This window comes from Streptomyces sp. Y20, assembly GCF_043195475.1.
Lineage (GTDB): Bacteria > Actinomycetota > Actinomycetes > Streptomycetales > Streptomycetaceae > Streptomyces.
On record NZ_JBIDDP010000007.1, the window covers coordinates 424,967 to 451,194 of the forward strand.

A 26,228-nucleotide genomic window follows, 5' to 3' on the forward strand; every position below is an offset into this window, starting at 1 on the left:
ACGGCTGTGCCGGTTGTCCACAGGCGGGGCACCGCGGTCGTACTAACGCGGCAGGCCTCACGAGGAGCGTCCCGGAGCGATGGGCCTGGCAGTCGGCTCGACTCGGGACGCGGCGCGCTCCGCGGCCGGCGCGGCCGGGTGTGGCGGGCCTCACGGCCGGTGATGGACGCGCGGCGGTGGGCCGGCGGCCGACGGAAGCGGCCCATGGGTTCTGTGCTTGTATCCGTGCGGAGGCGGGCGTACCCGGACGGGAATGGGGACCCGGGCCGGTGCGTTCCCTCTCCGACGACGTTTTCCGAGCTGCCTGAGGAGCGCGAGACATGCAGGGCACTGTGACGATGTACAGCACGACGTGGTGCGGCTACTGCCGGCGGCTGAAGAGCCAGATGGACCGCGAGGGCATCGCGTACAGCGAGATCAACATCGAGCAGGACCCCGAGTCCGCCGCGTTCGTGGAGAAGGCGAACGGCGGTAACCAGACGGTTCCTACCGTGCTGTTCGCGGACGGCAGCACGCTGACGAACCCGTCGCTGGCTCAGGTGAAGCAGAAGCTCGCCGCGTGACGTTCCGCGTGCCCGCGCGGTGACACGCCAAGCAGGGCGGCCCCGATCGCTGTGGGGCCGCCCTGCCGTATGCCGTCCCTCACCGAGGTGGCGCGGCTCAGAAGAAGCCGCGCGTCGGCAGGGGCTTGCCGTACCACAACTCGATCAGGCGGGCCGCGATGGAGATGCCGTAGGGCGGCAGCACCTCGCCGGACTCGAAGGCCGCGTGCAGCTCCTCGCGGGAGAACCAGCGCGCCTCGTGGATCTCGTCCCCGTCCACCTCGATCTCGGTGGACGTGGCACGTGCCATGAAGCCGAGCATCAGGCTCGACGGGAACGGCCAGGGCTGGCTGGCGACGTATTCGACGGGACCGACGGTGATGCCGGCCTCCTCGGACACCTCGCGGCGCACCGCCTGCTCGATCGACTCTCCCGGCTCGACGAAGCCGGCGAGCGTGGAGAAGCGGCCCTCGGGCCAGTGGACCTGGCGGCCGAGCAGGATGCGGTCGTCCTCGTCGGTCACGGCCATGATCACGGCGGGGTCGGTGCGCGGGTAGTGCTCGGCACCGCAGGCCTGGCAGCGCCGGATGTGACCGGCGGCGGCGATGACCGTGCGCTCACCGCAGCGGGAGCAGAAGCGGTGGGTGCGCTGCCAGTTCTCCAGGCCGACCGCGTGCACCATGAGCCCGGCGTCCCGCGGCGACAGCAACAGGCCGGCCTCCCGCAGGCCCGCGGGGCGCGCGGACTGGTCGATGCGGCCGGGCAGCGCGTCCTTCTGGAGGGCGAAGTAGCTGACGCCCTCGTCGTCGATGCCCAGGAAGTAACGGTGCGCCTCGGTGAGCGGCGCCTCGAAGGAGGGCGTCATGACGAGTTCGGTCCGGCCGTCGGGGGTTTCGTCGATGAGCACCTGGCCGCCGGAGACCACGAAACACCGGGTCGTGGGGTGGCTCCACGCCGCCGCGAGCCAGGCCTCGTCCAGCCGGTGGTGGGCGGCGCGGTCGATGCCGCTCGGGGCGGTCAGCGAGATGGGTCGGTCGGCTGTGTGGTCGGTCCAGGTGGTCACGGGTGGTTCCACTCCCCCAGAGCAGCGGTTCGTTCGGCGGGCGGTTCGGCGGGACGTAGGGCGGAGGGCACCGGGCCGGTCGCGGGCGGGGCGGTTCTTCCAGTGTGCCCCGCTCGCGGTGCCCTGCCGTACGGCCCCGGCGGTCAGGGTGCGGGACGCCAGTTCTCGGCCAGGTCACCCCACAGGTAGGCGCTGGTCTCGACGCCTTTGAGGAGGAGGTCCAGCTCCACCTTCTCGTTGGGGGCGTGCCAGCCGTCGGAAGGGACGGAGATGCCCAGGAAGAGCACGGGGGCACCGAGGACTTCCTGAAGATCGGCGGCGGGCCCGGAGCCGCCCTCGCGGGTGAAGCGGACCGGCTGCTGGAAGGCGCGGCCCATGGCGCGGACCAGGGACCGCAGCGCGGGATGGTCGAGCGGGGTCAGGCACGGGCGCGTGGCCGAACCGAAGTCGATCTCGCACCGGATCCCCGTGGGCACCTGTTCGGCGGCCCAGTCGCGGACGGCCTTCTCTATGTGGCCGGGTTCCTGGCCGGCGACCAACCGGAACGACAGCTTCACCATGGCCGTCGACGGAATGATCGTCTTGCTGCCGGGCCCCTGGTAGCCGCCGCCGATGCCGTTGACCTCCGCGGTCGGGCGGGCCCAGATGCGCTCCAGGGTGGTGTGGCCGGCCTCGCCGTGAGCGGCGTGTGACCTGGCGGTGCGCAGCCAGCGCTCCTCGTCGAAGGGGAGCTCGGCGAAGAGTTCGCGCTCGCGGTCGGTCAGCTCCACTATGCCGTCGTAGAAGCCGGGTACCGCCACGCGCGCGTGCTCGTCGTGAAGGGCGGCGACGAGGCGGGCGGCGGCGGCGGCCGGGTTGGGCACGGCACCGCCGAAGGAGCCGGAGTGGATGTCCTGGTCGGGTCCGTACAGCCGGATCTCGCACTCCGCGAGGCCGCGCATGCCGGTACAGACGGTCGGGGTGTCCTCCGACCACATGCCGGTGTCGGAGACGATCACGGCGTCGGCGGCGAGCCGCCCGGCCCGCTCCTCCACCAGGGCCCGGAAGTGCGGGGAGCCGGACTCCTCCTCGCCCTCGACGAGCAGCTTGAGGTGGACGGCGGGGGCGGTACGGCCGGTGGCGGCGAGGTGGGCGCGGACACCGAGTGTGTGGAAGAACACCTGCCCCTTGTCGTCGGCCGCCCCGCGCGCGTACAGACGGTTTCCGCGGACGACCGGCTCGAAGGGGTCGCTGTCCCAGCCGTCCTCGCGGGCGGCGGGCTGCACGTCGTGGTGGCCGTAGACGAGGACCGTGGGTGCTTCCGGGTCGTCCGAGGGCCACTCGGCGAAGACGGCCGGGGCGCCCGGCGTCTGCCAGACCTCGACGGTCGGGAAGCCTGTTTCCAGGAGTTTGCCGGCGAGCCAGTCGGCGCTGATCCGTACGTCGGGCGCGTGATCGGGCTGGGCCGACACGGAGGGGATGCGCAGCCATGCGGTGAGGTCGTCGAGGAAGGCGGCGCTCTGCTGCTCGATGTACGCGCGGACGGCGCTGTCCGGGGTCTGGCTCATGCTCACGAGCCTATCCGCCCGCAACGACATCGTCGGCGGGGGTTCGTCACACTCAGCTCGCCTCCGGTGTGCTCTCCGTCTCCCCGGTGAGCAGCCGCTCCAGCGCCGCCCGGTCCGGCAGGCCCTCGAGGCGTACGACCTCGCCGCCGCGCACGTACAGGAAGGCTGCCGTGACGGACTCGGGCGGTACGCCCTGCTGCTCGGCCCAGGCCAGCCGGTAGACGGCGAGCTGGAGCGGGTCGGCGGTACGGGTGCGGCTGGTCTTCCAGTCCACGATCTCGTACGTCGTCCCCTCGCCGTCGTCGTTCTTGTAGACGGCGTCGATGCGGCCCCGTACGACCCGGCCGGCCAGGGTGAGCTGGAAGGGGGCCTCGACCCGGTAGGGGGTGCGCCGGGCGTACTCGGTGCGTTCGAAGGCCGCCTTCAGGTCTTCCAGGTCGCGTTCGTCGGCGATCTCGGCGTCGCTGCCGAGCAGCTCCTCCGGTTCCAGCAGGGGGAGGGTCAGGTCCTCGAAGCGGGCTTCCACCCAGGCGTGGAACCGGGTGCCCCGGCGCGCGGCCGGTTGCGGCGGGCGCGGCATAGGGCGCGCGAGTTCCTGTGCGAGCCCGTCCGGGTCCTCGGCGAGCCGCAGCAACTGGGTCGCGGTGAGCGTGGCGGGCAGGGGGACGTCCGTGACGGCCTGCCGGGCGCGCAGAAGCTCGCCGGTGAGGGCGTCCAGGTCGCGGTCCCAGGAGGCGATGGTGCGGGCCTCCTCGGGCGTGAGCGACGCGGCGCGCGGCGACTGCCCGGGGCGGGGGTGGATCTGCGGGGCGGACGCCTGATGGGGGACCGCCGGCCGCTCGGCGCTCCAGGAGCCCCGTCCGGCACCGGCCGTGAGCGCCTGGCCGGAGAAGGGGTCGTCCGGGACGGCTTCGTCGTACGGGACGTCCGGCTCGTGGAGGAAGTCGCCGTCAAGGGGGAAGACCGCATCACCCTGGGCGTCCTCGTACGACTCGTCGTAGGACTCTTCGCCGTAGGGCTCTTCGCCGTACGGGTCCTGGGCACCGGGTTCCTCGCCGTAGGGGTCACCGGGTTCCTCGCCGTACGGGTCGGGCGGGGGTGCGGGCCAGTCCGGGTGCTCGGCGCCGGCGGGGTCGTGGCGGGCCGGCCGGCGGCTGCCGGGTTCGGCGCCGAAGGTGTCGAGGTGGGCCAGGACGATCTCGGCGGCGGCGCGGCGGCGGGCCAGGGCGCCGGCGTCGAGCGGCAGGGGCCACACCTGGTCGGCGGTGGCCGTGTGCAGGGCCGGGTTCTCCTCGTCCTCGGCGGGCTCGTCCGCCCACGCCTCGATCTCGCCGTGTCCGGCGGCGCAGTGGTCGTACAGGGCCTGCAGGAAGCCGGACGGACCGCGCGGCTTCTTCTGGCTCGGGCCCCACCAGTGGCCGGAACCGAGCAGGAGCGAGCGGGGGCGCGTGAAGGTGACGTAGCCGAGGCGGAGTTCCTCGGTGTGCTGGTGGTCCTTCATGGCCTCGTGGAAGGCCCTCATGCCCCGGGAGTCCCAGGAGTCGATGTCGGGCAGGGTGTCGCGGTCGCCGCGCAGGGCGTGCGGGAGCACCTTGGCCTGGGCGGTCCACTTCTCGCGGCCCTGGGCGCTGGGGAAGGTGCCGGTCACCAGTCCGGGAACGGCCACGACGTCCCACTCCAGACCCTTGGACTTGTGCGCGGTGAGCACCTTGACGGTGTTCTCGCCGCCGGGCAGGGCGTTGTCCAGGCCCTTCTCGTACTGGGCGGCGGTGCGCAGGAAGCCCAGGAAGGCGAGGAGCGTGGCCTCGCCGTCGCTCGCGGCGAAGGAGGCGGCGGTGTCCAGGAAGTTGGACAGGGTCTCTCGGCGGCGGGCGGCCAGCGCGTGCGGGGACGCGGACAGCTCCACCTCCAGGCCGGTGACGGCCAGCACGCGGTGCAGGACGTCCATCAGCGGGTCGGACAGCGAGCGGCGCAGGTCGCGCAGTTCCGTGGCCAGCCGGGCGAAGCGCACGCGCGCGTCCGGCGAGAACGGCAGCCCGTCGTCGGCGCTCTCGCCGAAGGCACCGGTCGCCGGTGCCTCGAGGAAGGTGTCCAGGGCGTCCGCGAGCGATATCACCTCGGCCGGGTCGATGCCCTCCACGGCGGCGGCGAGCCGGCGGTCGGGGTCGTCGGTGCCGTCCACGCGCGCGTGGGCGACCAGCAGGCGGGCCCGGCGGCCCAGCAGGGCGAGGTCACGGGGGCCGACGCGCCAGCGCGGGCCGGTCAGCAAGCGCACCAGGGAGGCGTTGGCGACGGGGTCCTGGAGGACCTCGCAGACGGCGACGAGGTCGGCGATCTCGGGCAGGTGCAGCAGCCCGGACAGGCCGACCACCTCGACGGGGATGTCACGGGTGACGAGCGCGCCCTGGATCTCGGCGAAGTCGGTCGCGGTCCGGCACAGCACGGCGATCTCGCCGGGGGGCGTACCGGTGCGGACCAGGTGGGCGAGGGAGTCGGCGATCCAGTCGATCTCCTCGGCGTGCGTGGGCAGCAGGGCGCAGCGGACCGTGCCGTCGAATTCGGCGCCCGGGGCCGGGCGGAGCGCCTCCACGCCCGCGTGCAGGGCGCGCAGCGGCTCGGCGAGACCGTTGGCGAGGTCGAGGAGGCGCCCGCCGCTGCGGCGGTTCTCGCTGAGCGCCTGCCGGGTGGCGGGCCGCCCGTCGGCGTGGGGGAAGTGTTCGGGGAAGTCGTCCAGGTTGGCGACGGAGGCGCCGCGCCAGCCGTAGATGGCCTGGCAGGGGTCGCCGACCGCGGTCACCGGGTGACCGGTGCCGCCGCCGAAGAGGCCCGCCAGCAGGACGCGCTGGGCGACGGAGGTGTCCTGGTACTCGTCCAGGAGCACGACACGGAACTCCTCGCGCAGCAGGCGGCCCACTTCCGGGACGCCGGCGAGGCGGGCCGACAGGGCGATCTGGTCACCGAAGTCGAGCAGGTCACGCTCGCGCTTGACGGCCCGGTACCGCCGGACGAGGTCGGCGAGTTCCCGGCGGGCCGCGGCCGTCTCGGGGACCTTGCGCAGGTCGGCGTTGGTGAGCTTGGCACCGTCCAGGGCACGCAGCAGATCGGCGTCCCAGGCGCGCGCCCGCTCCGGGTCGACGAGGTGTTCGGCGAGTTCGGAGTCGAGGGTGAGCAGATCGCTGACCAGATCGGCGAACGAGCGGGTCAGCGCCGGGTAGGGGCCGGGGGCCTCGCGCAGCACGCGCGCGGCGAGCTGGTAGCGGGTGGCGTCGGCGAGGAGGCGGGAGGTGGGTTCCAGACCGATGCGCAGGCCGTGGTCGGTGAGCAGACGGCCGGCGAAGGCGTGGTACGTCGAGATCACCGGCTCGCCCGGCGGGTTGTCCGGGTCGATGACGTCAGGGTCGGTGACGCCGGCCGCGATCAGCGCCTTGCGGACGCGTTCGGCCAGCTCACCGGCGGCCTTGTTGGTGAAGGTCAGGCCGAGGACCTGTTCGGGGGCGACCTGGCCGGTGCCGACCAGCCAGACCACGCGGGCCGCCATCACGGTGGTCTTGCCGGACCCGGCGCCGGCCACGATCACCTGCGGGGCGGGCGGCGCGGTGATGCAGGCCACCTGCTCCGGGGTGAACGGGATGCCGAGGAGCTGCTTGAGCTGCTCGGGGTCGGTGATACGGGCTGGCATGTCGAAAGAGGCTAGCGGCGGCCACTGACAGTCGCGGACGAATCGGCCACCGGGAGCAGGAAAGGGCAGGTCAGCGCGTAGGGTGCGGTACGTCACCCCCGCTCGGGCCGGGTCTCACTCCACCACGTGGCGTCCCTCGGGACGGGCGCTGCACGAGGCGCGGAAGGCGCAGTGCGTGCAGTGCTGGCCGGCGCTCGGGGTGAACCGCTCGTCGAGGACCTTTCCGGCGGCGGTGGCCAGCAGCTCGCCAACCCACTCCCCCGCCAGCGGCTCCTGCCCCTGCACCCGGGGCAGGCCGTCTCCCCCGTCCCGCTTGGCGGCGCCCTGCCTGAGGTGGACCAGTTCCGCGCCGCCCGGTTCGGGGCGCGCGCCGTCGAAGGCCGCGTCGACGGCACCTTCGCGGACGGCGAGCTGGTAGACGGCGAGCTGCGGGTGATGCTCCACCTCGCGCGCGGTGGGTGCCTGCTTGCCGGTCTTGAAGTCGACCACGTAGGCCCGGCCCTCGCCGTCGGTCTCGACGCGGTCCATCTGGCCGCGGATGCGGACCTCGTAGTCGCCCGCTCCGAGGGTGACGTCGAAGTCCTGTTCGCTGGCCACGGCGGTGCGGCCGGCGCGGGCCAGCACGTGCCAGTTCAGGAAGCGTTCGAGCGCCACGCGCGCGTTGTCCTTCTCCTGCTGCGACTTCCAGGGCGCGTCGAAGGCGAGCGCGTTCCACACGGAGTCCAGGCGCTCCATGAGGACGTCGAGATCGGCCGGGGTACGGCCGGAGGCGACCTCGTCGGCGAGGACGTGGACGACGTTGCCGAAACCCTGTGCGGTGGTCGCGGGCGCGTCGGCCTTGACCTCGCGGCCCAGGAACCACTGGAGCGCGCAGGTGTTGGCGAGCTGGTCGAGGGCGCTGCCGGAGAGCGCGACGGGCTGGTCGCGGTCGCGCAGCGGCACCTTGCTCTCGGTCGGCTCGAACATGCCCCACCAGCGGTAGGGGTGCGCGGACGGCACCAGCGGGCGGCCGTCCTCGTCGGCGAGCGCCGCCAGCCGGGCCAGCCGGCGGGCGGCGGCCTCCCGCAGCGTGGCCGACGCGCGCGGGTCGACCGTGGTGGCGCGCAGCTCGGCGACGAGCGCGGCGACGGACAGCGGGCGCCGGGGGCGGCCGGTGACGTCCTTCGGCTCGACGCCCAGCTCGGTCAGGAACCGGGAGGGCTGGTCGCCGTCGTCGGCCGGTGCGTTCACCGCGGTGACGACGAGGCGTTCACGCGCGCGCGTGGCGGCGACGTAGAACAGACGGCGCTCCTCGGCGAGGAGCGCGCCCGGGGTGAGCGGTTCGGCGAGCCCGTCGCGGCCGATGCGGTCGGCCTCCAGCAGCGAGCCGCGGCGGCGCAGGTCCGGCCACAGGCCCTCCTGGACGCCGGCGACGACGACCAGCCGCCACTCCAGGCCCTTGGAGCGGTGCGCGGTCATGAGCCGGACGGCGTCGGGGCGTACCGCACGGCGGGTGAGCGTGTCGGCGGCGATGTCCTCGGCCTCGATCTCCGCCAGGAAGTTCAGGGCACCACGGCCGCCGGTGCGCTCCTCCGCGCGCGCGGCGGTGGCGAACAGCGCGCACACGGCGTCCAGGTCCCGGTCGGCGTTGCGGCCGGCCGCGCCGCCGCGCCGTGCGGCCCGTTCCAGGCGCGCGGGCCACGGCGTGCCCTCCCACAGGTCCCACAGCGCGTCCTCGGCCGTACCGCCGCCCGCGAGGCGCTCGCGGGCCTTGCGGAGCAGCGCGCCGAGGCGCTGCGCACCGCGGGCGTACGCCGGGTCGTGCACCGCGAGGCATTCGGGCTCGGCGAGCGCCCGCGTGAGCAGCTCGTCGGACGGCGGCGGCAGCGGATTGCCGGCGGCCCGCTCCTCCTCGCGCAGGGCGCGCCCCAGGCGGCGCAGGTCGGCGGCGTCCATGCCGGCGAGGGGGGAGGCGAGCAGGGTGAGGGCGGTCTCGGTGTCGAGCCAGCAGGTGTCCGGGGCCGGTGCCGGTGTCGCCTGGGCGGCCGTGCGCCCGGCGGACGGCTCACGGTCGTCGTCGCCCGGCTCCACCGACGGCTCGGCCGCCGTGGCGGGCTGCTCGTCCGGGAGGGGCTCGACGGGGTGCTCCGGGGCCGGTGCGGTGGTCTCTGCGTCCACGACGGGCTCGGCGGGCACGGTCGGCTCCCCCGCCACGACCGCCACGACCGGCTCGACGGGCATGACCGGCTCGACCGGCTCGACCGGCTCGACCGGCATAGCCGGCTCCCCCGCGACGACCGGCCCGGCGGGCAGGTCCGGGGCCGGTGCGGTGGGCTCCTCCTCGCGGCGACGTGCCTCCGCCGCGGCGACCGCGCGCAGGGCCGTGAGCAGTGGTGCCACCGCCGGCTCGTGCCGCAGGGGCAGGTCGTCGCCGTCGATGTCCAGCGGGACGCCGGCGGAGGTGAGGGCGCGGCGCAGGGTCGGCAGGGAGCGGGATCCTGCACGTACCAGGACGGCCATGTCGCTCCAGGGGACGCCGTCCTCCAGATGCGCGCGGCGCAGGATGTCCGCGATGTTGTCCAGTTCGGTGCCGGCCGTCGGGTACGTGTAGACCTCGACCCGGCCGCCGTCCCGTACGGCGGCCGGTCCCCGGTGGGCCCGGACCTTGTCGGCGGGCAGCCGGGGCAGCGGCATCCGCTGGGTGATCAGGCGGGTGGCGGCCAGCAGCGCGGCGCCGGAGCGGCGGGAGGTGCGCAGCACCTCGACGGGGGCGGGGCGGCCGTCCGCGCGCGCGAAGGCGGCCGGGAAGTCCAGGATGCCGTTCACGTCGGCACCCCGGAAGGCGTAGATCGACTGGTCGGGATCGCCGAGGGCGACCAGGGTGCGCCCGCCGCCGGCCAGGGCGTGCAGGAGCCGGACCTGGGCGGGATCGGTGTCCTGGTACTCGTCGACGTACACGGCGTCGTACTGGGCGGCGAGCCGTGCGGCGGCGTCGGGGCGGTGGGCGAGCAGGACGGCGCGGTGGACCAGTTCCGCGTAGTCGAGCACGCCTTGGAGGTCGAGTGCGTCGAGGTAGTCGGCGAGGAACGCGGCCGCCGCCCGCCAGTCGGGGCGGCCGGTGCGGCGTGCGAAGGCGTCCAGGGCGTCCGGACCGAGGCCCAGCTCGCGGCTGCGGGCGAGGACGGCACGGACCTCGTCGGCGAAGCCGCGTGTGGTCAGGCAGGCGCGCAGTTCGTCGGGCCAGCGCACATGGGCCAGCCCGAGCCGCTCCAGCTCGGGCTGCCCGGCGAGCAGCTCGCGGACGGTGACGTCCTGCTCGGGTCCGGAGAGCAGGCGCAGCGGCTCGGTGAACCGGCCGCTGTCCTGGTGGGCGCGGACCAGCGCGTAGCAGTACGAGTGGAACGTGGTCGCCCTGGGAGCTCGGGCCGCGCCCATGCGCAGGGCCATGCGGTCGCGCAGGTCGACGGCGGCTTTGCGGCTGAACGTCAGCACGAGGATCCGCTCGGGGTCGCCACCCCGGGCGATCCGCGCGGCCACGGACTCGACAAGGGTGGTGGTCTTGCCGGTGCCGGGGCCGGCGAGGACGAGCAGCGGTCCGCTCCGGTGGTCAACCACGGCGCGCTGCGCCGCGTCCAGACGAGGGGGAGCCACGGTGGCCGGGGGCGTACGCACCAGCCGGTAAGCGCCACGGCTCCCCTGCCGCACCGGGGGGTGCGGCAGGTGCCTGGTGGAGGAAGAGGAGCTCACGTGATCGGCCGGTCCTGGTGGTTGTGCTGGTGGGCGGGCGGTCACGCGTGCGTGGCGGTGGCCGCGGGGTGAGGGGGACACGTGCTGCCGACGCTACGCCGCCGCTCCGGACGGAAGCACAACTTCCGGTTCCTCCCTCACGGCGCTCGGGCCACGTGCGTCCCTCACCCCACGAACGTACGGCATGCCACCGACGTCCCCCCTGTCACCCGTACGGGCCACATGGCCTCCGTGCCGGCAGCCGATGGCGGAAGCTGTCAGATGTGACCCTCCGCGTCCGCGCCGCCGTCCCATCGGGCCCGCCGCATGTCGAGCCTCGGCAGATGGCCCGCCGCGCTCCTGCCCGCCTGCTTCAGCGGCGTGCTCTCCGCGCGGTAGTGCGCGAGCGCGCGCAGTTCGTGGCCGGGCAGCAGCACGCCGTCGGACCGCACGACCCGCCACCACGGGACGGCGCCTCCGTAGAGAGCCATCACCCGGCCGACCTGGCGCGGGCCGCCCTCCTCGAGCCACTCGGCGACATCGCCGTACGTCATGACCCGGCCGGGCGGGATCCGCTCGGCGACCGCGAGAACGCGCTCGGCGTACTCCGGCAGCGCGTCCGCGTACCCCTCCCGGGCCTCGCCGGCCGGGCTGTGCTCGCTCATTCGTCCCATCCTGCCGCACTCCCGGGCGTCCCGGCACGGTCCGCGATGAGCGCTCCTCTCGCCCCGGCGCGGTCCTTCGGGCAGACTGTGCGCCCGCGCACGCGCACCCTGATGCCCGTGTGTGCCGGTGGGGCATGCCACCATCGTGCGGGCGGTGACTGGTGATACGAGACCAAGAAGAGACCATGAAGGAGCAGGGCGTGCACCCCGAAGGAGTGGCGGGCACCCCTGACGCCTCCGCACGCCCCGACGCCGCCCGGGCGGACCAGGGCGGCACCGACGCGCGCCAGGAGGACAGCGGCCCGCACGCGGGCGCGGGCGGATACGGAGCCGGCGACCCCGATGACACCGCACACGCGGGCGGATCCCCGGCCGGAGCACCCGGTGACGACACCGTGCGGGCGCGGCAGGACGGCGCCGAAGCCCACGAGGGCGACGGCACGCGCGCGCGTGAGAGCGGCGAAGGCGACGGTACGGGCAGCGGCGCCGACGGAGCGCAGGTCCCCGACGAGGTGCGTGGGGACCGCCGCGCGTGCGCCGGCGACGACCCGCACGCCGAGCAGGTGGAGGGCGACGAACCGCTGCTCCCCGCGCGCGTGCACCGCCCCTCCGACCTCGTACGGCTCCTGGTGGGCGTGCTGGCCATCGCGGTGCTCCTCTCCATCGCCGCGTTCGCGCACGGCACCACCTCGGGCCTCGAACAGGACATCAACAAGGGCACCGGGCAGGCCCCCGACCTGCTCATCAAGATCGCGGGCCTGGGTTCCAGCATCGCGATCCTCCTCGTCCCGGTCGCCTTCGCCATCGAACGGCTGATCAAACGGGACGGCCTGCGCATCGCCGACGGCGTCCTCGCGGCCGTCCTCGCCCACGGAGTGACCCTCGCCACCGACCTGTGGGTAGCCCGGGCCGCCCCGAACTCGATCCAGGACGCGCTGACCCAGCCCTCGCCTGGTGACATCCACGCCCTGACCGACCCGGTGCATGGCTATCTGGCACCCGTCATCGCCTACATGACTGCCGTCGGCATGTCCCGCAGACCCCGATGGCGCGCGGTGCTGTGGATCGTGCTGACGCTGGACGCGTTCTCGATGCTGGTCACCGGTTACACGACGCCGTTCTCGATCATCCTCACGGTACTGATCGGCTGGACCATCGCCTACGGCACCCTGTACGCGGTCGGCTCCCCCAACGTCCGCCCCACCGGGCAGACGCTGATGGCGGGCCTCGCGCACGTCGGGTTCCATCCTGTCTCAGCGGCCCGCGAGGAGGCCGTGGAGACGGAGAACGGCGACCGGGGCCGGCGCTACTTCGTCACCCTGGAGGACGGCCCGCCGCTGGACGTCACGGTCGTCGACCGGGAGCAGCAGGCGCAGGGCTTCTTCTACCGCGCGTGGCGCAATCTGACGCTGCGCGGCTTCGCCACCCGTTCCAGCCTCCAGTCACTGCGCCAGGCACTGGAGCAGGAGGCGCTGCTGGCGTACGCGGCGATCGCGGCGGGCGCCAACGCGCCCAAGCTGATCGCCACCTCCGAACTCGGCCCCGACGCGGTCATGCTCGTCTACGAGCACACCGGTGGGCGCACCCTGGACTCGCTGGCCGACGAGGACATCACCGACGACCTGCTGCGCAACACCTGGCACCAGGTGCAGGCGCTCCAGTCGCGCCGCATCGCGCACCGCAGGCTGGCCGGTGACGCCATCCTGGTGGATCGTTCCGGCAGGGTGATCCTCACCGAGCTGCGCGGTGGTGAGATCGCGGCCGGCGAGCTGCTGCTGCGCATGGACGTCGCCCAGCTGGTCACCACGCTCGGCCTGCGGGTCGGCGCCCGGCGGGCGGTGGCCTCGGCCGTCGGGGTGCTCGGCCCGGACGCGGTCGCCGACTGCCTGCCGATGCTGCAACCGATCGCGCTGACGCGCTCCACGCGCGCGACGCTGCGCCGGCTGGCGCGCGAGCGGGCACAGCGCGAACGCGAGGCGGTGCTCGAGGCCTCCCGGCAGAGCAGGCCGATCCGCCCTGAGGAGACGTCCGGGACGACGGCGCCCGCCCTGGAGAAGCCCGACAAGAAGAGCCTCCGCGCCGAGCAGCGCGCGGAGAAGCGGGCCATCGACGAAGCCCTCGACGAGGCCCGCGAGGAGGATCTGCTCACCCAGATCCGGCACCAGGTGCTCCTCATCAGGCCCCAGGCGCCCGTGGAGCCGGCCCGGCTCGAACGGGTCAGGCCACGCACGCTGATCAGTTTCATCGCCGGTGCGATCGGCGCGTACTACCTGCTGACGCAGCTCACCCACATCCAGTTCGGCACGCTGTTCGCGCAGGCCCAGTGGGGCTGGGTGGCCGCCGCGGTGCTCTTCTCCGCGCTCAGTTACGTCGCCGCCGCGATGGCGCTGCTGGGCTTCGTACCGGAACGGGTGCCGTTCCCGCGGACGGTGGCGGCGCAGGTCGCCGGATCGTTCGTGAAGATCGTCGCGCCGGCGGCCGTCGGCGGTGTGGCCCTCAACACGCGCTTCCTGCAGCGCGCGGGTGTACGGCCGGGACTCGCGGTCGCGAGTGTCGGCGCCTCCCAGCTGTTCGGGCTCGGCTGTCACATCCTGATGCTGCTGTCCTTCGGCTATCTGACCGGCACCGAGAAGACGCCTTCGCTGTCGCCGTCCCGCACGGTCATCGCGGGCCTGCTGACCGTGGCCGTCCTGGTCCTCGTGGTCACCTCGGTGCCGTTCCTGCGGAAGTTCGTCGTCACGCGCGTGAGGTCGCTCTTCGCCGGCGTCGTGCCCCGCATGCTCGACGTGCTCCAGCGGCCCCAGAAGCTCGTCACCGGCATCGGCGGCATGCTCCTGCTGACCGCCTGCTTCGTGATGTGCCTGGACGCCTCCATCCGGGCCTTCGGCGACGGCTCGGTGTCGCTGAGCATCGCCAGCGTCGCCGTCGTCTTCCTCGCCGGCAACGCGCTCGGTTCGGCGGCGCCCACCCCCGGCGGCGTCGGCGCGGTCGAGGCGACGCTGACCGTCGGCCTGATCGCCGTGGGCCTGCCCAAGGAGGTCGCTGCGCCGGCCGTCCTGCTGTTCCGGCTGCTGACCCTGTGGCTGCCGGTGCTGCCGGGCTGGTTCGCCTTCGGCCATCTCAGCCGCAAGGGAGCCCTGTAGGGCCCCTGCCCGGTGGCCGACGCCGCCCCCGCCGCGCGGTACCCCGGACGGCCCGCGCCCCGCGCGCCCCGGCGTGCGCGCCCCCAGGATGGGGTTATGGCGAACCCCATCCGGCTGCGCGCCGGCGCCCTGACCACCGCCGTGCTGCTCTCCGCCGTACTGGCCGGATGCGGCGGAGAGCAGCACGGCGACGGGGATCTCACGGCGCAGAAGCTGGACTGGACGGACTGCCCGGCCCCGTCGGAGGCGGAGGGCGGCGGCAGCGCTCCCTCCCCGCTGCCGAACGGCACCGCGTGGCAGTGCGCGACCATGAAGGCGCCCCTGGACTGGGGCAGACCCAAGGGCGACACGATCGGCATCGCCCTGATCCGGGCCCGGGCCAGCGGCCCCGCGAGCAGCAGGATCGGCTCGCTCGTGTTCAACTTCGGTGGCCCTGGCGGCAGCGGCGTGACCGCGCTGCCGTCGTTCGGCGAGGACTACACCGCCCTGCGCACCCGCTACGACCTGGTCAGCTTCGATCCACGCGGGGTCGGCCTCAGCGCGCCGGTGGAGTGCGAGAGCGACGCCCAGCTGGACGCGTACTTCCAGCAGGACGCGACCCCGGACGACAGCGCCGAACGCGCCCAGCTGCTGAAGCGGACCCAGCAGTTCAACGCGGCCTGCGAGAAGAACTCCAGCAAGATCCTGCCTCATGTGCGCACCACCGACGCCGCCCGTGACATGGAACTGATGCGCCAGGTCCTGGGCGACCGCAAGCTGTACTACTTCGGCATCTCCTACGGCACGGAACTCGGCGGCGTCTACGCCCACCTGTACCCGAGGAACGTCGGCCGGGCCGTCCTCGACGGTGTGGTGGACCCCACCCAGAACCCCGAACAGAGCGCGCTCGGCCAGGCCCGGGGCTTCCAGCTCGCCCTCGACAACTTCGCGAAGGACTGCACCTCCAAGACCACGGAATGTCCGGTCGGGGACACCGAGCAGGAGGTGAAGGAGCGCATCGCGAAGCTGCTGGCCGACCTGGAGAAGAAGCCGATCCCCGGGATCCTCCCGCGCCGGCTGACCCAGACCGCCGCCACCAACGGCATCGCGCAGTCCCTGTACTCGAAGGACTTCTGGGAGTACCTCACCGAAGGGCTGGAGGAGGCGTACGACGGCGACGGAAGGACCCTCATGCTGCTGTCCGACCTGATGAACGGCCGCAGTGAGAACGGCGAGTACAGCAACATCACCGCGGCGAACATCGCCATCAACTGCTCCGACGAGAAACCGCGGTACACCACGGAGTACGTCCAGCGGAAGCTGCCCGAGTTCCAGGCCGCCTCCCCGCTGTTCGGGCAGTACCTGGCCTGGAGCATGGTCGGCTGCACCGACTGGGCGGTGCCGGGGGCCGCCGACCATCCCGACGTCAGCGCACCCGGCTCGGCACCGATCCTCGTCGTCGGCAACACCGGTGACCCGGCCACCCCGTACGAGGGCGCGAAGAAGATGGTCGACGCCCTCGGCAAGGGCGTGGCCGTCGAGCTGACGTACAGGGGCCAGGGGCACGGCGCCTACGACAGCAAGAACCGGTGCGTGCAGAGCGCGGTGAACGGCTACCTGCTGGACGGCAAGGTGCCGAAGACCGGCACGGTCTGCTCCTGACGGGGCGGCGGGCCGGGGCCGGGCGGGGACCGGCGACGGCGTACCGGTCGCGCCCCGACAAGGCCAACAACCCCGCAAACCCGCAGTTCAGAGGGTTATGCACAGGCTGTCACGGGCCGGGGCGGAGACGCCTACCATGGCCTGAACGCCCGGCGCGGCACGACGCGGAGGGCTTGTGAGGGGGGTTGGCATGAGGCGATTTCTGCGAGGGACCGCCGCGGTGGCCTCAGCACTGCTGCTGGCCGGCTGCGGCGGCTCGTCCAGTGGGGGCGGAAGCGGTGGCGAGGGCAAGGGATCCGGTTCGCCGGCGCCCCCGGCACCGCCGTCCTCCGCGCCTGTCTCCCCGGTGGACCTCCCCTCCTCACTCACCGCGCAGCACCTGGACTGGCAGCGCTGCAAGGCCACCGCGAGTTCCGCCGCACCCGGCGACGACTGGCGGTGCGCGACGCTCAAGGCGCCGCTGGACTGGTCGGAACCGGGCGGCGAGACGATCGGCCTCGCCCTGATCCGCGCGCGGGCGACCGGCGGTGGCCGCATCGGTTCGATGCTGTTCAACTTCGGTGGCCCGGGCGGCTCGGGAGTCTCGACGATGCCGTACTACGCGGCGACCGTCTCCGCACTCCACGAGCGCTACGACCTGGTGAGCTGGGACCCGCGCGGGGTCGGCGCGAGCGAGGGCGTCCGCTGCCGCGACGACCGGGCGATCGCGGCCGCCGAGGCCGTGGACACCACACCGGACAGTCCGGCCGAGGAGAAGGCGTACTTCCGGGACGCCGCCGCCTTCGGCAAGGGCTGCCGGCAGGCCGCCGGCCCACTGCTGGCCCATGTGTCCACCACCGACACCGCCCGCGACATGGACCTGATGCGCCAGGTCCTCGGCGACGAGAAATTGCACTACTTCGGCATCTCCTACGGCACCGAACTCGGCGGCGTCTACGCCCACCTGTTCCCGAAGCGGGTGGGCCGGCTGGTGCTCGACGCCGTGGTCGACCCGGCCGCCGACACGGTGGGCCACGCGCAGAACCAGGCCCGCGGCTTCCAGCGGGCACTGGACGACTATCTGAAGTCCACCGGCCAGGACCCGGCGCGGGGTTCGAGGAAGATCGCGGACCTGCTGAAGCGGCTGGACGCGAAGCCGTTGCCGACGTCGTCCGGGCGGAAGCTGAACCAGACGCTCGCGACCACCGGGATCATCCTGCCGCTGTACAGCGAGTCGAGCTGGCCCCGGCTGACCAGTGCGCTCAAGTCGGCGGAGAAGGGCGACGGTTCGGAGCTGCTCGCGCTCGCGGACGCGTACGACGACCGTGACTCCTCGGGCCATTACGGCACGACGTCCCACTCCCAGCGGGTCATATCGTGCCTGGACGAGCGCCAACGGCCGACACTCGCGGGAACCAGGCGGCGACTGGCGGAGTTCGAGCGGATCTCCCCGGTGTTCGGGGACTTCCTCGGATGGGACACGGCCGGCTGGTGCCACGGCTGGCCGGTACCGGGCCAGTTCGACACGCCGGAGGTGAGCGCACCCGGCGCGGCCCCGATCCTGCTGGTCGGCAACACGGGCGACCCGGCGACCCCCTACGAGGGCGCCCGCAGGATGGCCGACGAACTGGGTAGGGGCGTGGGCGTCGAACTGACCTGGAAGGGCGAGGGTCACGGGGCGTACGGCAACGGCAGCGACTGCGTCGACTCGACGGTCAACGCCTACCTGCTGTACGGCACGGTGCCGAAGGACGGCAAGGTCTGCTCCTGAGGGCGGACCCTCCCCGCCGTCGGATGGGTGGCCGACCCGGGACGGACTGCCCACGGCGCCTGAACCGGCCAGGGCCGTGGGCCTGTTCCCTCGTCGGTCGGCCTGGCCGATCAGTAGATCGGCAAGTCAGACGATCTACTCCGTGACCTGCCGGTTCTCCGCATCATCCCTCCCCCTGGGCCGTCGTGGGGCCGTCATCGGCGTCCGGGCCGTCGGCAAACGCTCGGTTCACTGCCTCGCGGGTCCGCTTCTCACTGCTCGGCATCAGATGCGTGTACGTCCGAAGGGTGAAGCTCGGGTCGTGGTGCCCCAGGTACTCGGAGAGGGCCTTGATGCTCTCGCCCGCGTCGAGGAGGACGGAGGCATGGTCGAGTATCGGCGGGACTTGGAGGATAAGTGGCCGCGGAAGCCGAGCATCTGGCCCGACGCGGCCTCGGCCGCCCCCACATCAGTGACCACATCTTCTGGGACTTCTATCCGCAGCTGACGGCTGAGAAGGTCGTGGACCGCGCCCTGGCCTACGAGCCGTTCGCCCGGTGATCAGAGCGCGGTAAGACTTTCCCTACTTCATCAAGGCCCGCGCACGGCGCGGGCGCGCGCCGCCTCTGCGGCGCGGCCTGCCTCCTGTCTTCGCCCCGGCTGGCCGCGCCCGGCGGCGCGCTCGGCGGCTGCGGGCACGTCGTTGGGAGAATCCCTGTGTGGCTGGGGCGGTCGGCTCCACGGCTTTAGGCAGCCACTCTGGGGCGAGCCTCTAAGATCATGGCCCCAACGTCGTGCTTTACCGGGCAGGTCCACAGACTGCCCGACGCGCCGCAAGCTTACGGGGCCATGATCACTCGCCCCAAAGCAGCTCCAGCCCAAAGCCGCTACGCCGACCTGAGTGATCACCTGCATCACGTGGACGGCAAGGAACACGGCAGTTGGATGCGACTAAACCGCACCGATATGCACCCTAATTAGCTCAATATCCTTTTGATCCTTATGTCGATTGGACCTCATCTTCCAAGCCAGGACCTCAGAGAGGGGGCAGAAAGGGACGCCCTGAATCAACTCCGCCGAATCGATCAAGCCATCGGAATCCCGCGTGCCAGGAAGCCATCGATCGAAGATCTCAATGTGTCCCTCGAACAGCACCACCATCAAGCCGTGACCCGAAGGGGCCGACACAGCCTCAGCCAGGCTCAATGCGATCTTCCAGGCATCGCCTCTCGCCACGACGTCGAGGTCACTTACGTCTTGCCTGAGGCCATGCGCGAGCAGCGGGCCGCTGCCGGCCACAACGTAGTCGGTTGGAGGCAGGTTCAGGGAGAGCAACTCACGGACGAATGGGTGCTGCCTGAGTTCCAAAAGACCTCCTAGAAGACAGGCAGCCCAACCGCAGTACGAGCAGCCATGCTCATGGCCATCGAGGCGCTGACGCTTGCCAGCGTACCGATGAGGAAGTACTTGGACGCATGGTTGACATGATCGACTGGAGCCCGAGCCAGTGCCTTGGCTGCCAACACGAGCGCAGCAGCTTCCGGCTTACCGGCGGCGAGGAAGGCGAACAACAGTCCGCGTTCAATGAGACCGATGCTCCGCCCACCGCTGCGAATCAAGGCTAGGGCAGAGTCCCGATTCGTGCCGTTGGGGAGGTTATAAATCTCATCCACCACCGGATCAGTGGTCAATTTAACGAAGGCCCCGCCCCCGAAAACCGCGATGAGTAAAGCGGAAGACATCACGGTCAACTCGTCACTCAGCAGCAGTTCCCTAACAACCTTGGAACCCGCGGCCCATCCGATCCACACCCCTGCGAGTACCGCAAGTCCCACCGCAGAGGCTCCTACTCGCTTAGTGGCGTTAATAGGCCCTGCGGTAAGTGGACTCGTGATCGAGAACCCCAATGATGGCGTGAGGTGGGACCGAAGCATCAACGTCGCGCCGAAAGATAACAGGAGAGCGACACCGAGGGCCGCCTCTGCCTTGCGGTCATCGAAGTACGGCCCTATGGCGTAACTGCCATACGCGCCAGTGAAGAGGATCGCCAATCCAGGACGGGTTGTGAACCACTTTCGCTCCCAGGACACCACCACTGGTGCCGCGAGACCGAAGAAGACCCGAGCCGTCTCCACAGTTCCCCCAACTCTCCCCAGGACTCGCCGCGTTGACTGGGTTGAGATCTTAGCCAACGTGAGAGAGCACGCCCGTTGCCCATACGGGCGCTGGGCCGTCTCTGGGCGGTGCGAGGTCACCCGACGCCGACCGACAACGACAGAAGCCCACGGCATCTGACCAGGTCAGAGCCGTGGGCTTGTTCAGGCCCGCTGGTCAGCGGGACCGCCGATCAGTAGACCGGCTTCTCCGGTTCGATCTGGTTGACCCAGCCGATGACGCCGCCGCCGACGTGGACCGCGTCGGCGAAGCCCGCGGACTTCAGGACGGCCAGGACTTCCGCACTGCGGACACCCGTCTTGCAATGCAGGACGATCTTCCTGTCCTGCGGCAGGCCGCCGAGGGCGGTGCCCATGAGGAACTCGTTCTTCGGGATCAGCTTGGCGCCCGGGATGGAGACGATCTCGTACTCGTTCGGCTCGCGGACGTCGATGATCTCGATGTTCTCGCCCTCGTCGATCCACTCCTTGAGCTGCTTGGGAGTGATCGTCGAGCCGGCGGCGGCCTGCTGGGCCTCTTCGGAGACGACGCCGCAGAAGGCCTCGTAGTCGATGAGTTCGGTGACGGTCGGGTTCTCGCCGCAGACCGCGCAGTCGGGGTCCTTGCGGACCTTGACCTGGCGGTACTGCATCTCCAGGGCGTCGTAGATCATCAGGCGGCCGACCAGCGGCTCACCGATGCCGGCGAGGAGCTTGATCGCCTCGTTGACCTGGATGGAGCCGATGGACGCGCACAGCACGCCCAGGACGCCGCCCTCGGCGCAGGAGGGGACCATGCCGGGGGGCGGGGGCTCCGGGTAGAGGCAGCGGTAGCAGGGGCCGTGCTCCGACCAGAAGACGGACGCCTGACCGTCGAAACGGTAGATCGAGCCCCAGACGTACGGCTTGCCGAGCAGCACGCACGCGTCGTTGACCAGGTAGCGGGTCGCGAAGTTGTCGGTGCCGTCGACGATCAGGTCGTACTGGCTGAAGATGTCCATCACGTTGTCGGCTTCGAGCCGCTGCTCGTGAAGGACGACGTTCACGTACGGGTTGATGCCCTTGACACTGTCGCGCGCGGACTCGGCCTTGGAGCGGCCGATGTCGGCCTGGCTGTGGATGATCTGACGCTGGAGGTTCGACTCATCGACCTCGTCGAACTCCACGATGCCGAGGGTGCCCACGCCCGCGGCGGCCAGGTACATCAGCGCCGGCGAGCCCAGGCCGCCGGCACCGACACAGAGCACCTTGGCGTTCTTCAGCCGCTTCTGCCCGTCCATGCCCACGTCGGGGATGATCAGGTGGCGGGAGTACCTGCGGACCTCGTCTACGGTGAGCTCAGTAGCTGGCTCGACCAGGGGTGGCAGCGACACGGGGGCTCCGTTGATCGGTCAATCACTACGGTTGTTCTCCCCGTAACACTGCCACGGCCTTCTTCATTCCGAGACACCCGTTCCGACGGGCGAGACAATGTCGTCCCAGTAGCCGGGCATCGTCCGCGTGCCGGTGTGCCGGTGCCCTCATCAGATGCGGCAGGCCGCCTCCATCCAGATGTCCGCCAGGGATTCCTCGAGGGCGATGCGGGGGCGCCAGCCGAGCCGGTCGCGCGCGGTGCGCACATCGGCCTGCTGCCAGCTGCCGCAGCCGTCCGGGTACGGGTACGCCATCGGGGCCGTGTGGTCGGACTCCGCGCGCGGGTGGCCGATGGTGCCGCGCAGGGGCCCGGGCGGGACGTCGAGTTCGTGGAGGGCGCCGCCGTACCCGGCCACGCGCGCGAGGACGGCGGCGGCGTCCCTGAGGCGGACGGCGCGGCCGGAGCCGATGTTGATCACGCCTTGCGCGGCGGAGAGCGAGGCGGCGTGCACGGCCCGGGCCACATCGCGGACGTCGATGAAGTCGCGCTGTACGCCGAGACCGCCGAGTTTGAGTTCACCGTCGCCCGACTGCATCGCGCGGCGCATCGCCTCGGCGAGCCGGCCGAGCGGGGAACCGGCCGGGGTGCCGGGACCGGCCGGCGAGAAGACGCGCAGGACGACGGCGTCCAGGCCGGAGCCGAGGACCAGTTCGGTCGCGGCGAGCTTGCTGACGCCGTACGGGCCGCCGGGGCGCGGTACGGCGTCCTCGGCCGTGGAGGAGCCGGGCTGGCTCGGGCCGTACTCCGCGCCGCACCCGACCTGCACCAGCCGGGCACCGCAGCCGCTGCGGCGCAGGGCCTCGCAGACGGTGGCCACGGCAACGGTGTTGTGCCGGGTGAGTTCACGGGCGCCGCCGCGGGTGGCGCCCGCGCAGTTGACGACGACCCCGGGGTGGACGGCGTCCAGGAAGCGGGTGAGGGCGCCCGGACTGCCGGTGGCGAGGTCGAAGCGGACGTCGGCGTCGTCACCGCGGCCGAGCACGGTGAGCTGGACGGCCGGGTCGGCGAGCAGACGGTCGGCGACGAAACGGCCGATGAATCCGTTGGCTCCGATCAGCAGAATCCTCATCGGACGGCTCCGGGGGTGCGCGCGCCGGCGGTACCGGTTGTTCCGGGGGCCCCTGCGGCTGCTCCGGTGGCGCCGGGCGCTCCGTGTCGGGAGGTGGTCATGTGGTGCTCTCCTTCAAAGGGGTGATGCGGGTGCCTCCGGCGGTCGGTCGGACCGGTGGGCAGAAGACTCACTCGGCTGCTCCCGTGGGCGCGTGGGCCGAGGCCTGGGTGAGGGCGCGGCCGGCATGCAGCAGCAGGGCCAGGCCCGCGGTGCCGCAGGCGAGGACCGGTACGGCGGCCTCCCCCGCGGCACCGACAAGGGCGTGTACGGGGGCCGCGAGAAAGGCGCAGCCGGGCAGCCGGGCGGCCAGCGGCAGTACCAGGGCCGCCGCTTGTGCCGCCGTCGCGGCGCCGAGCGCGAGCACGGGAGCGTGCCGGTGGTGGTGCACGGTGAGCAGACGGCCCAGCAGGAGCAGGGCGCCCAGGGCGAGGGCCTGCGGGCGGCCCGCGGGTTCGTGCAGGACCGTGGCGCACAGCTGGAGCAGACCGGCGAGGACGCTCAGGAACAGGGCGAACGTGCCGAGCAGCAGCGGTTTGGCGGCGGCCGTGAAGTCCCCGAGGCCCCGGCTGCCTGCCAGCCTGCGGCGGGCACCGGCGGTGAGGAGGTGGGCGCACCAGGCCGCGGGGGCGCAGGCCAGCAGGAGGGCGAGGACGGGGGCGGTGGCGGTGGTGGTGGACCAGGGAGCGCTTCCGGTGCCGGTGGGCGGTGCGTCGGTGCCGCCCGTCATGACGCGGTGGAGGAGGCCGTCGCCGACCAGGGCGTACGCGAGCAGCCACAGGGTCCACGCCCGCGCGGCGTACACGGATCGCCGCGCACGCGTGCCGGGCGGATCGGCGAGCGGGCCGTGGCGCAGTGCCAGGCGTACGGCGAGGGCCACGGCGAGGACGCCACCGAGGGCCACCAGCAGGCGGGGGTGCCCGTGGGTGAGGCGCAGCCCGGTCACGGTGGCCGCGCCGAGTGTCCCGGGCAGGAGGCTGAGCAGGGCCCAGCTCGCACGGGCGCGGGGTACGGGCAGGGACTCGGGTGCCGGGTGCGGTTCGCCGGTGCGCGGCACGCGCGCGTACAGCTCCTCGGCGAGCGAGAAGACGTCACGGTGCCGGAAGCGGGCGGCGGTACGGTCGGTCACGCCGTGTGCCTCCAGTCCGGCTGCGATCTCCAACGGGTCCACGGCCCGCTCACACAGCTCGCGGTGCTGGTGCAGCAGGATTTTCACCGGGTCGACCGATCCGCGCCGAGCCGGAGGCGTAGGTCCCCGGCTCGGCGCCGGGTCCGTCACGACGCTGGGGCCGGCCACCGCGTCGCGGGCACCGCCCAACGCGCCCAGCGCGCCCAGCTCGCCCACCGCTGCCACCGCGCCCACCGCTTCCACGGACCCGGGCGCCCCGCCGTCGGCGCCGTCCGCCGCGTCCCGGGGCGCGGGTGGGTCCGGAACGGACCGCGGGGGCCGTGCGGTGGGCTCGGCCGGCGAACCAGGGTCGAGTCGGCGTGCCCCGAGTGATCCCGGTGCCGCGACGGGATCGGCCGACGGCCCGGAAGCGGGCCCGGGATGTGCGACGGGGCCGACCGCAGGTCCGGCGCCGCTCAGGGCGGAGGCGCTGCTGAGGTCGGCAGACGTACCGGAGCCGCGTCGGCCGGGTTCGTCGGCAGGAGCGGCCGGTGGTCGTGAGCCGGCCGAGCCGGCCGGTTCGTTCGTCAGCCACTCTCCCGACCGCGCGTCCCACGGATCGGCTCCGCCGGGCGTTCCCGGGCGGTCCGCCCCGGTCAGCTCCCCCGCGCTCCAGGCGTCCTCCACAACGGCCGCGCGCCCAACGCCGGATCCCGGCCCGCCCCGCTCACCCGCCCGCCCACGCGGCGAACCGGAGCCCACGCCCCCTGCCCCGCCCCACCCCCCGCCGCCAGGCGTGCCCGGCTGCTTGGTGACGCCCGGGGTCGGCCCGGTTCCCGGGGGCCGGCTGTCCACGTCGTTCACCGCACTCCCTCCGGGGCCGCCGGCCGTGTCGCCCGTACGGGGGTGGCCGTGGCCCAGCCGGGCAGGGCGCGGGGGGTGGGGCCGGTCCAGTGGCCGGGGACGCGGGACTCGGCGGGGGTGGCGAACGGCAGCGGGGTGCCGGCCTTGTCCAGGACGACCCGGCGGACCGGGCTGTGCGAGACGATCTCCAGGTAAATGCCGCGAAACGCCGCGATGTTCTGCTCGACGGTGAACAGTTCGAGTGCGCGGGCGCGTGCGGCGGCGCCGAGGCGCGCACGGCGCTCGGGGTCACGCAGCAACCCGGCGCACGCCTCGGCGAGCGCCCTGGGGTTGCGCGGCGGTACGACGAGGCCCGTGCCGCCGATGACCTCCACGACCGCGCCCACATCCGTGGACACTGTGGCCCGGCCGCAGAACATGGCCTCGACGAGGCCGACCGGGAAGCCCTCCACGACGCTGGAGAGGACGACGACCGCGCCGGCGGCGTAGGCGTCGGCCAGGGTGGGCGCCTCGGGGCCGCCGATCTCCCCGAAGGAGACGGGGTTGTCACCGACGGCGTGCGCACCGTCGGCCTCGTCCGGGAAGAGCTGCGCGGCGAGCGCCCGGCAGTGCCCGAGGTAGGCCGCTCCATGGACGTCCAGGGGCGCGCCGAGGATGCGCAGGCGGGCCCCGGGTCTCTCCCTGCGGACCTCGGCGAAGGCGTGCAGCAGCGAGACGAGGTCCTTGGCGGGTTCGACCCGCCCGACCCAGACCAGGGTGTGCGGGTCGGCGCGGTCCGGGGACTCGCCGGTCTCGGTGAAGCGGGCGGCCTCCATGCCCGGGTACACCGTGCGGATGCGGGCGCGGTCGGCGCCGCACCGCTCCTGCCAGCGGCGGACGTGCGCGTTGCCCGGGGTGAGGAGCGCCGCCGCGCGGTACACCTCGGCGGCGAGCCGGCCGTGGAAGGCGGCGAGCAGGGCGCGTACGGCGGGGGCGGCGGTGCCGGGGCCCGCGCCCAGGTAGTGCGCACGCAGTCGGACACCGTACTCGGTGACGAGCAGCGGTGAGCCGGAGAAGTGCCGGGCGAGCAGCCCGGCGAGGGCGGCGGGGCCGCCGGTGGTGGCGTGGCAGAGGTCGGACGCGCCGAGGCCGTCGTCGTCGTACCAGTCGAGGGAGAGGGGGCGCAGGGCGCGTTCGAGGTGGGCGGTGACGGCGAGCAGCTCGGGTACGCGCGCCTCGCTCGCCGTGCGCAGTGCGCCAGGTGCGCGGCAGGCGCGTTCCAGGGCGCGTACGGCGGAGTCGGAGCGCAGGGCGCCGACGAGCCCGCCTTCCTCGCGGGCGAGTTCGGCAAGCCCGTACAGCCCGCTGCGGAAACGGTCCGCCAGCTCGTCGGAGACACCGTCGGCGCCGGTGGCGGGAGCCCCGCCGGACACCGTGTCCGCCGGCACATCGGAGGCGCTGTCGGGGCCGGTGCCGGCAGCCCCGGCGGACACCGCCCCCACCAGCTCGCCGTAGCACTCGGTGAAGCGCCGGCGCGCGCGCCGTCCGTACGCGACCCCGTCGGGCTCGGCCGTCCGCAGCGACGCCGAACGCACCCGGCTGACCTGCGGGGGGAGCGCGACGGGGTGTTCGTCCCGCTCCTGGCACCGGCCGCGGCCGAGCGCGTAGACATCGAACTCGTGCTGCCCGAGGCCGCGCACGAGCCGGTCGCACCAGAGCCCGGCGTCACCGCTCACATGCGGATAGCCACCCTCCGTGAGCAGTCCTACGCGCATGTGCGCACCCCCGATCTCCCGTGTGGGGAGCCGCCGTTGTCCCGGCGGCTCGCGGCGGGACGAACGTAAGCGGACAAGGCGGTGGGGGGGGGGGGGGGGGGGGGGGGGGGGGG

The 26,228-nt window shown here is 72.9% G+C and carries 16 protein-coding genes and 1 pseudogene; 5 read left to right on the forward strand and 12 right to left on the reverse strand.

The window, feature by feature from the left end; translation table 11 throughout:
* Window positions 1–320 precede the first annotated feature (320 nt).
* Window positions 321–563, forward strand: coding sequence for a mycoredoxin (locus ACGFT1_RS20855; protein WP_356819894.1), 243 nt, complete (start codon window positions 321–323; stop codon window positions 561–563).
* 97 nt (window positions 564–660) lie between these two features.
* Here ACGFT1_RS20855 and nudC read toward each other — a convergent pair whose 3' ends face one another.
* The 5 genes from nudC to ACGFT1_RS20880 form a co-directional block, all read right to left on the reverse strand.
* Window positions 661–1,605, reverse strand: a complete 945-nt coding sequence (gene nudC / locus ACGFT1_RS20860; RefSeq protein ID WP_373910420.1) for an NAD(+) diphosphatase — start codon at window positions 1,603–1,605, stop codon at window positions 661–663.
* 143 nt (window positions 1,606–1,748) lie between these two features.
* A complete protein-coding gene (locus ACGFT1_RS20865; RefSeq protein ID WP_373910421.1) occupies window positions 1,749–3,152 on the reverse strand; it encodes a dipeptidase in 1,404 nt (467 codons plus the stop codon).
* A 52-nt stretch (window positions 3,153–3,204) separates the two neighbouring features.
* Window positions 3,205–6,831 (reverse strand): UvrD-helicase domain-containing protein, encoded by a 3,627-nt coding sequence (locus ACGFT1_RS20870; protein WP_373910422.1) that lies wholly within the window; start codon window positions 6,829–6,831, stop codon window positions 3,205–3,207.
* Window positions 6,832–6,945: 114 nt separating this feature from the next.
* Complete coding sequence (locus ACGFT1_RS20875) at window positions 6,946–10,557, reverse strand: ATP-dependent helicase (protein ID WP_373910423.1); 3,612 nt, start codon at window positions 10,555–10,557, stop codon at window positions 6,946–6,948.
* 257 nt (window positions 10,558–10,814) lie between these two features.
* Window positions 10,815–11,201 carry an MGMT family protein gene (locus ACGFT1_RS20880; RefSeq protein WP_373910424.1) on the reverse strand — a complete coding sequence of 129 codons (387 nt, stop codon included), beginning with the start codon at window positions 11,199–11,201 and terminating at the stop codon, window positions 10,815–10,817.
* 185 nt (window positions 11,202–11,386) lie between these two features.
* On the opposite strand from ACGFT1_RS20880, the gene ACGFT1_RS20885 reads away from it, so the two are divergent.
* The 3 genes from ACGFT1_RS20885 (at window position 11,387) to ACGFT1_RS20895 (ending at window position 17,735) form a co-directional block, all read left to right on the forward strand.
* Window positions 11,387–14,344, forward strand: coding sequence for a lysylphosphatidylglycerol synthase domain-containing protein (locus ACGFT1_RS20885; RefSeq protein ID WP_373910425.1), 2,958 nt, complete (start codon window positions 11,387–11,389; stop codon window positions 14,342–14,344).
* 96 nt (window positions 14,345–14,440) lie between these two features.
* Window positions 14,441–15,985: an alpha/beta hydrolase gene (locus ACGFT1_RS20890; RefSeq protein WP_373910426.1), complete on the forward strand. Its 1,545-nt coding sequence runs from the start codon at window positions 14,441–14,443 to the stop codon at window positions 15,983–15,985.
* A gap of 190 nt (window positions 15,986–16,175) precedes the next feature.
* A complete protein-coding gene (locus ACGFT1_RS20895; protein WP_373910427.1) occupies window positions 16,176–17,735 on the forward strand; it encodes an alpha/beta hydrolase in 1,560 nt (519 codons plus the stop codon).
* Between the two features lie 163 nt (window positions 17,736–17,898).
* Here the strand turns inward: ACGFT1_RS20895 and ACGFT1_RS20900 are convergent.
* Window positions 17,899–18,102, reverse strand: a pseudogene (locus tag ACGFT1_RS20900) (site-specific integrase); the annotation flags it as partial.
* 29 nt (window positions 18,103–18,131) lie between these two features.
* On the opposite strand from ACGFT1_RS20900, the gene ACGFT1_RS20905 reads away from it, so the two are divergent.
* Window positions 18,132–18,275, forward strand: coding sequence for a hypothetical protein (locus ACGFT1_RS20905; RefSeq protein WP_373910428.1), 144 nt, complete (start codon window positions 18,132–18,134; stop codon window positions 18,273–18,275).
* A 390-nt stretch (window positions 18,276–18,665) separates the two neighbouring features.
* Here the strand turns inward: ACGFT1_RS20905 and ACGFT1_RS20910 are convergent, their stop codons facing one another.
* The 6 genes from ACGFT1_RS20910 to ACGFT1_RS20935 all read right to left on the reverse strand — a co-directional run bounded on the left by ACGFT1_RS20910 (window position 18,666) and on the right by ACGFT1_RS20935 (window position 26,115).
* The gene (locus ACGFT1_RS20910) at window positions 18,666–19,082 is read right to left on the reverse strand and encodes a hypothetical protein (protein ID WP_373910429.1); all 417 of its coding nucleotides are present in this window, start codon (window positions 19,080–19,082) and stop codon (window positions 18,666–18,668) included.
* Window positions 19,083–19,090: 8 nt separating this feature from the next.
* Window positions 19,091–19,549 (reverse strand): hypothetical protein, encoded by a 459-nt coding sequence (locus ACGFT1_RS20915; protein WP_373910430.1) that lies wholly within the window; start codon window positions 19,547–19,549, stop codon window positions 19,091–19,093.
* 512 nt (window positions 19,550–20,061) lie between these two features.
* The gene (moeZ, locus tag ACGFT1_RS20920; protein ID WP_373910431.1) at window positions 20,062–21,240 is read right to left on the reverse strand and encodes an adenylyltransferase/sulfurtransferase MoeZ; all 1,179 of its coding nucleotides are present in this window, start codon (window positions 21,238–21,240) and stop codon (window positions 20,062–20,064) included.
* A gap of 150 nt (window positions 21,241–21,390) precedes the next feature.
* Window positions 21,391–22,350 (reverse strand): NAD-dependent epimerase/dehydratase family protein, encoded by a 960-nt coding sequence (locus tag ACGFT1_RS20925; protein ID WP_373910432.1) that lies wholly within the window; start codon window positions 22,348–22,350, stop codon window positions 21,391–21,393.
* A 169-nt stretch (window positions 22,351–22,519) separates the two neighbouring features.
* Window positions 22,520–23,743 carry a hypothetical protein gene (locus ACGFT1_RS20930; protein ID WP_373910433.1) on the reverse strand — a complete coding sequence of 408 codons (1,224 nt, stop codon included), beginning with the start codon at window positions 23,741–23,743 and terminating at the stop codon, window positions 22,520–22,522.
* 614 nt (window positions 23,744–24,357) lie between these two features.
* Entirely contained in the window at window positions 24,358–26,115 is a 1,758-nt protein-coding gene (locus ACGFT1_RS20935; RefSeq protein WP_373910434.1) for a DUF3492 domain-containing protein, read from the reverse strand.
* Between the last annotated feature and the right edge of the window lie 113 nt (window positions 26,116–26,228).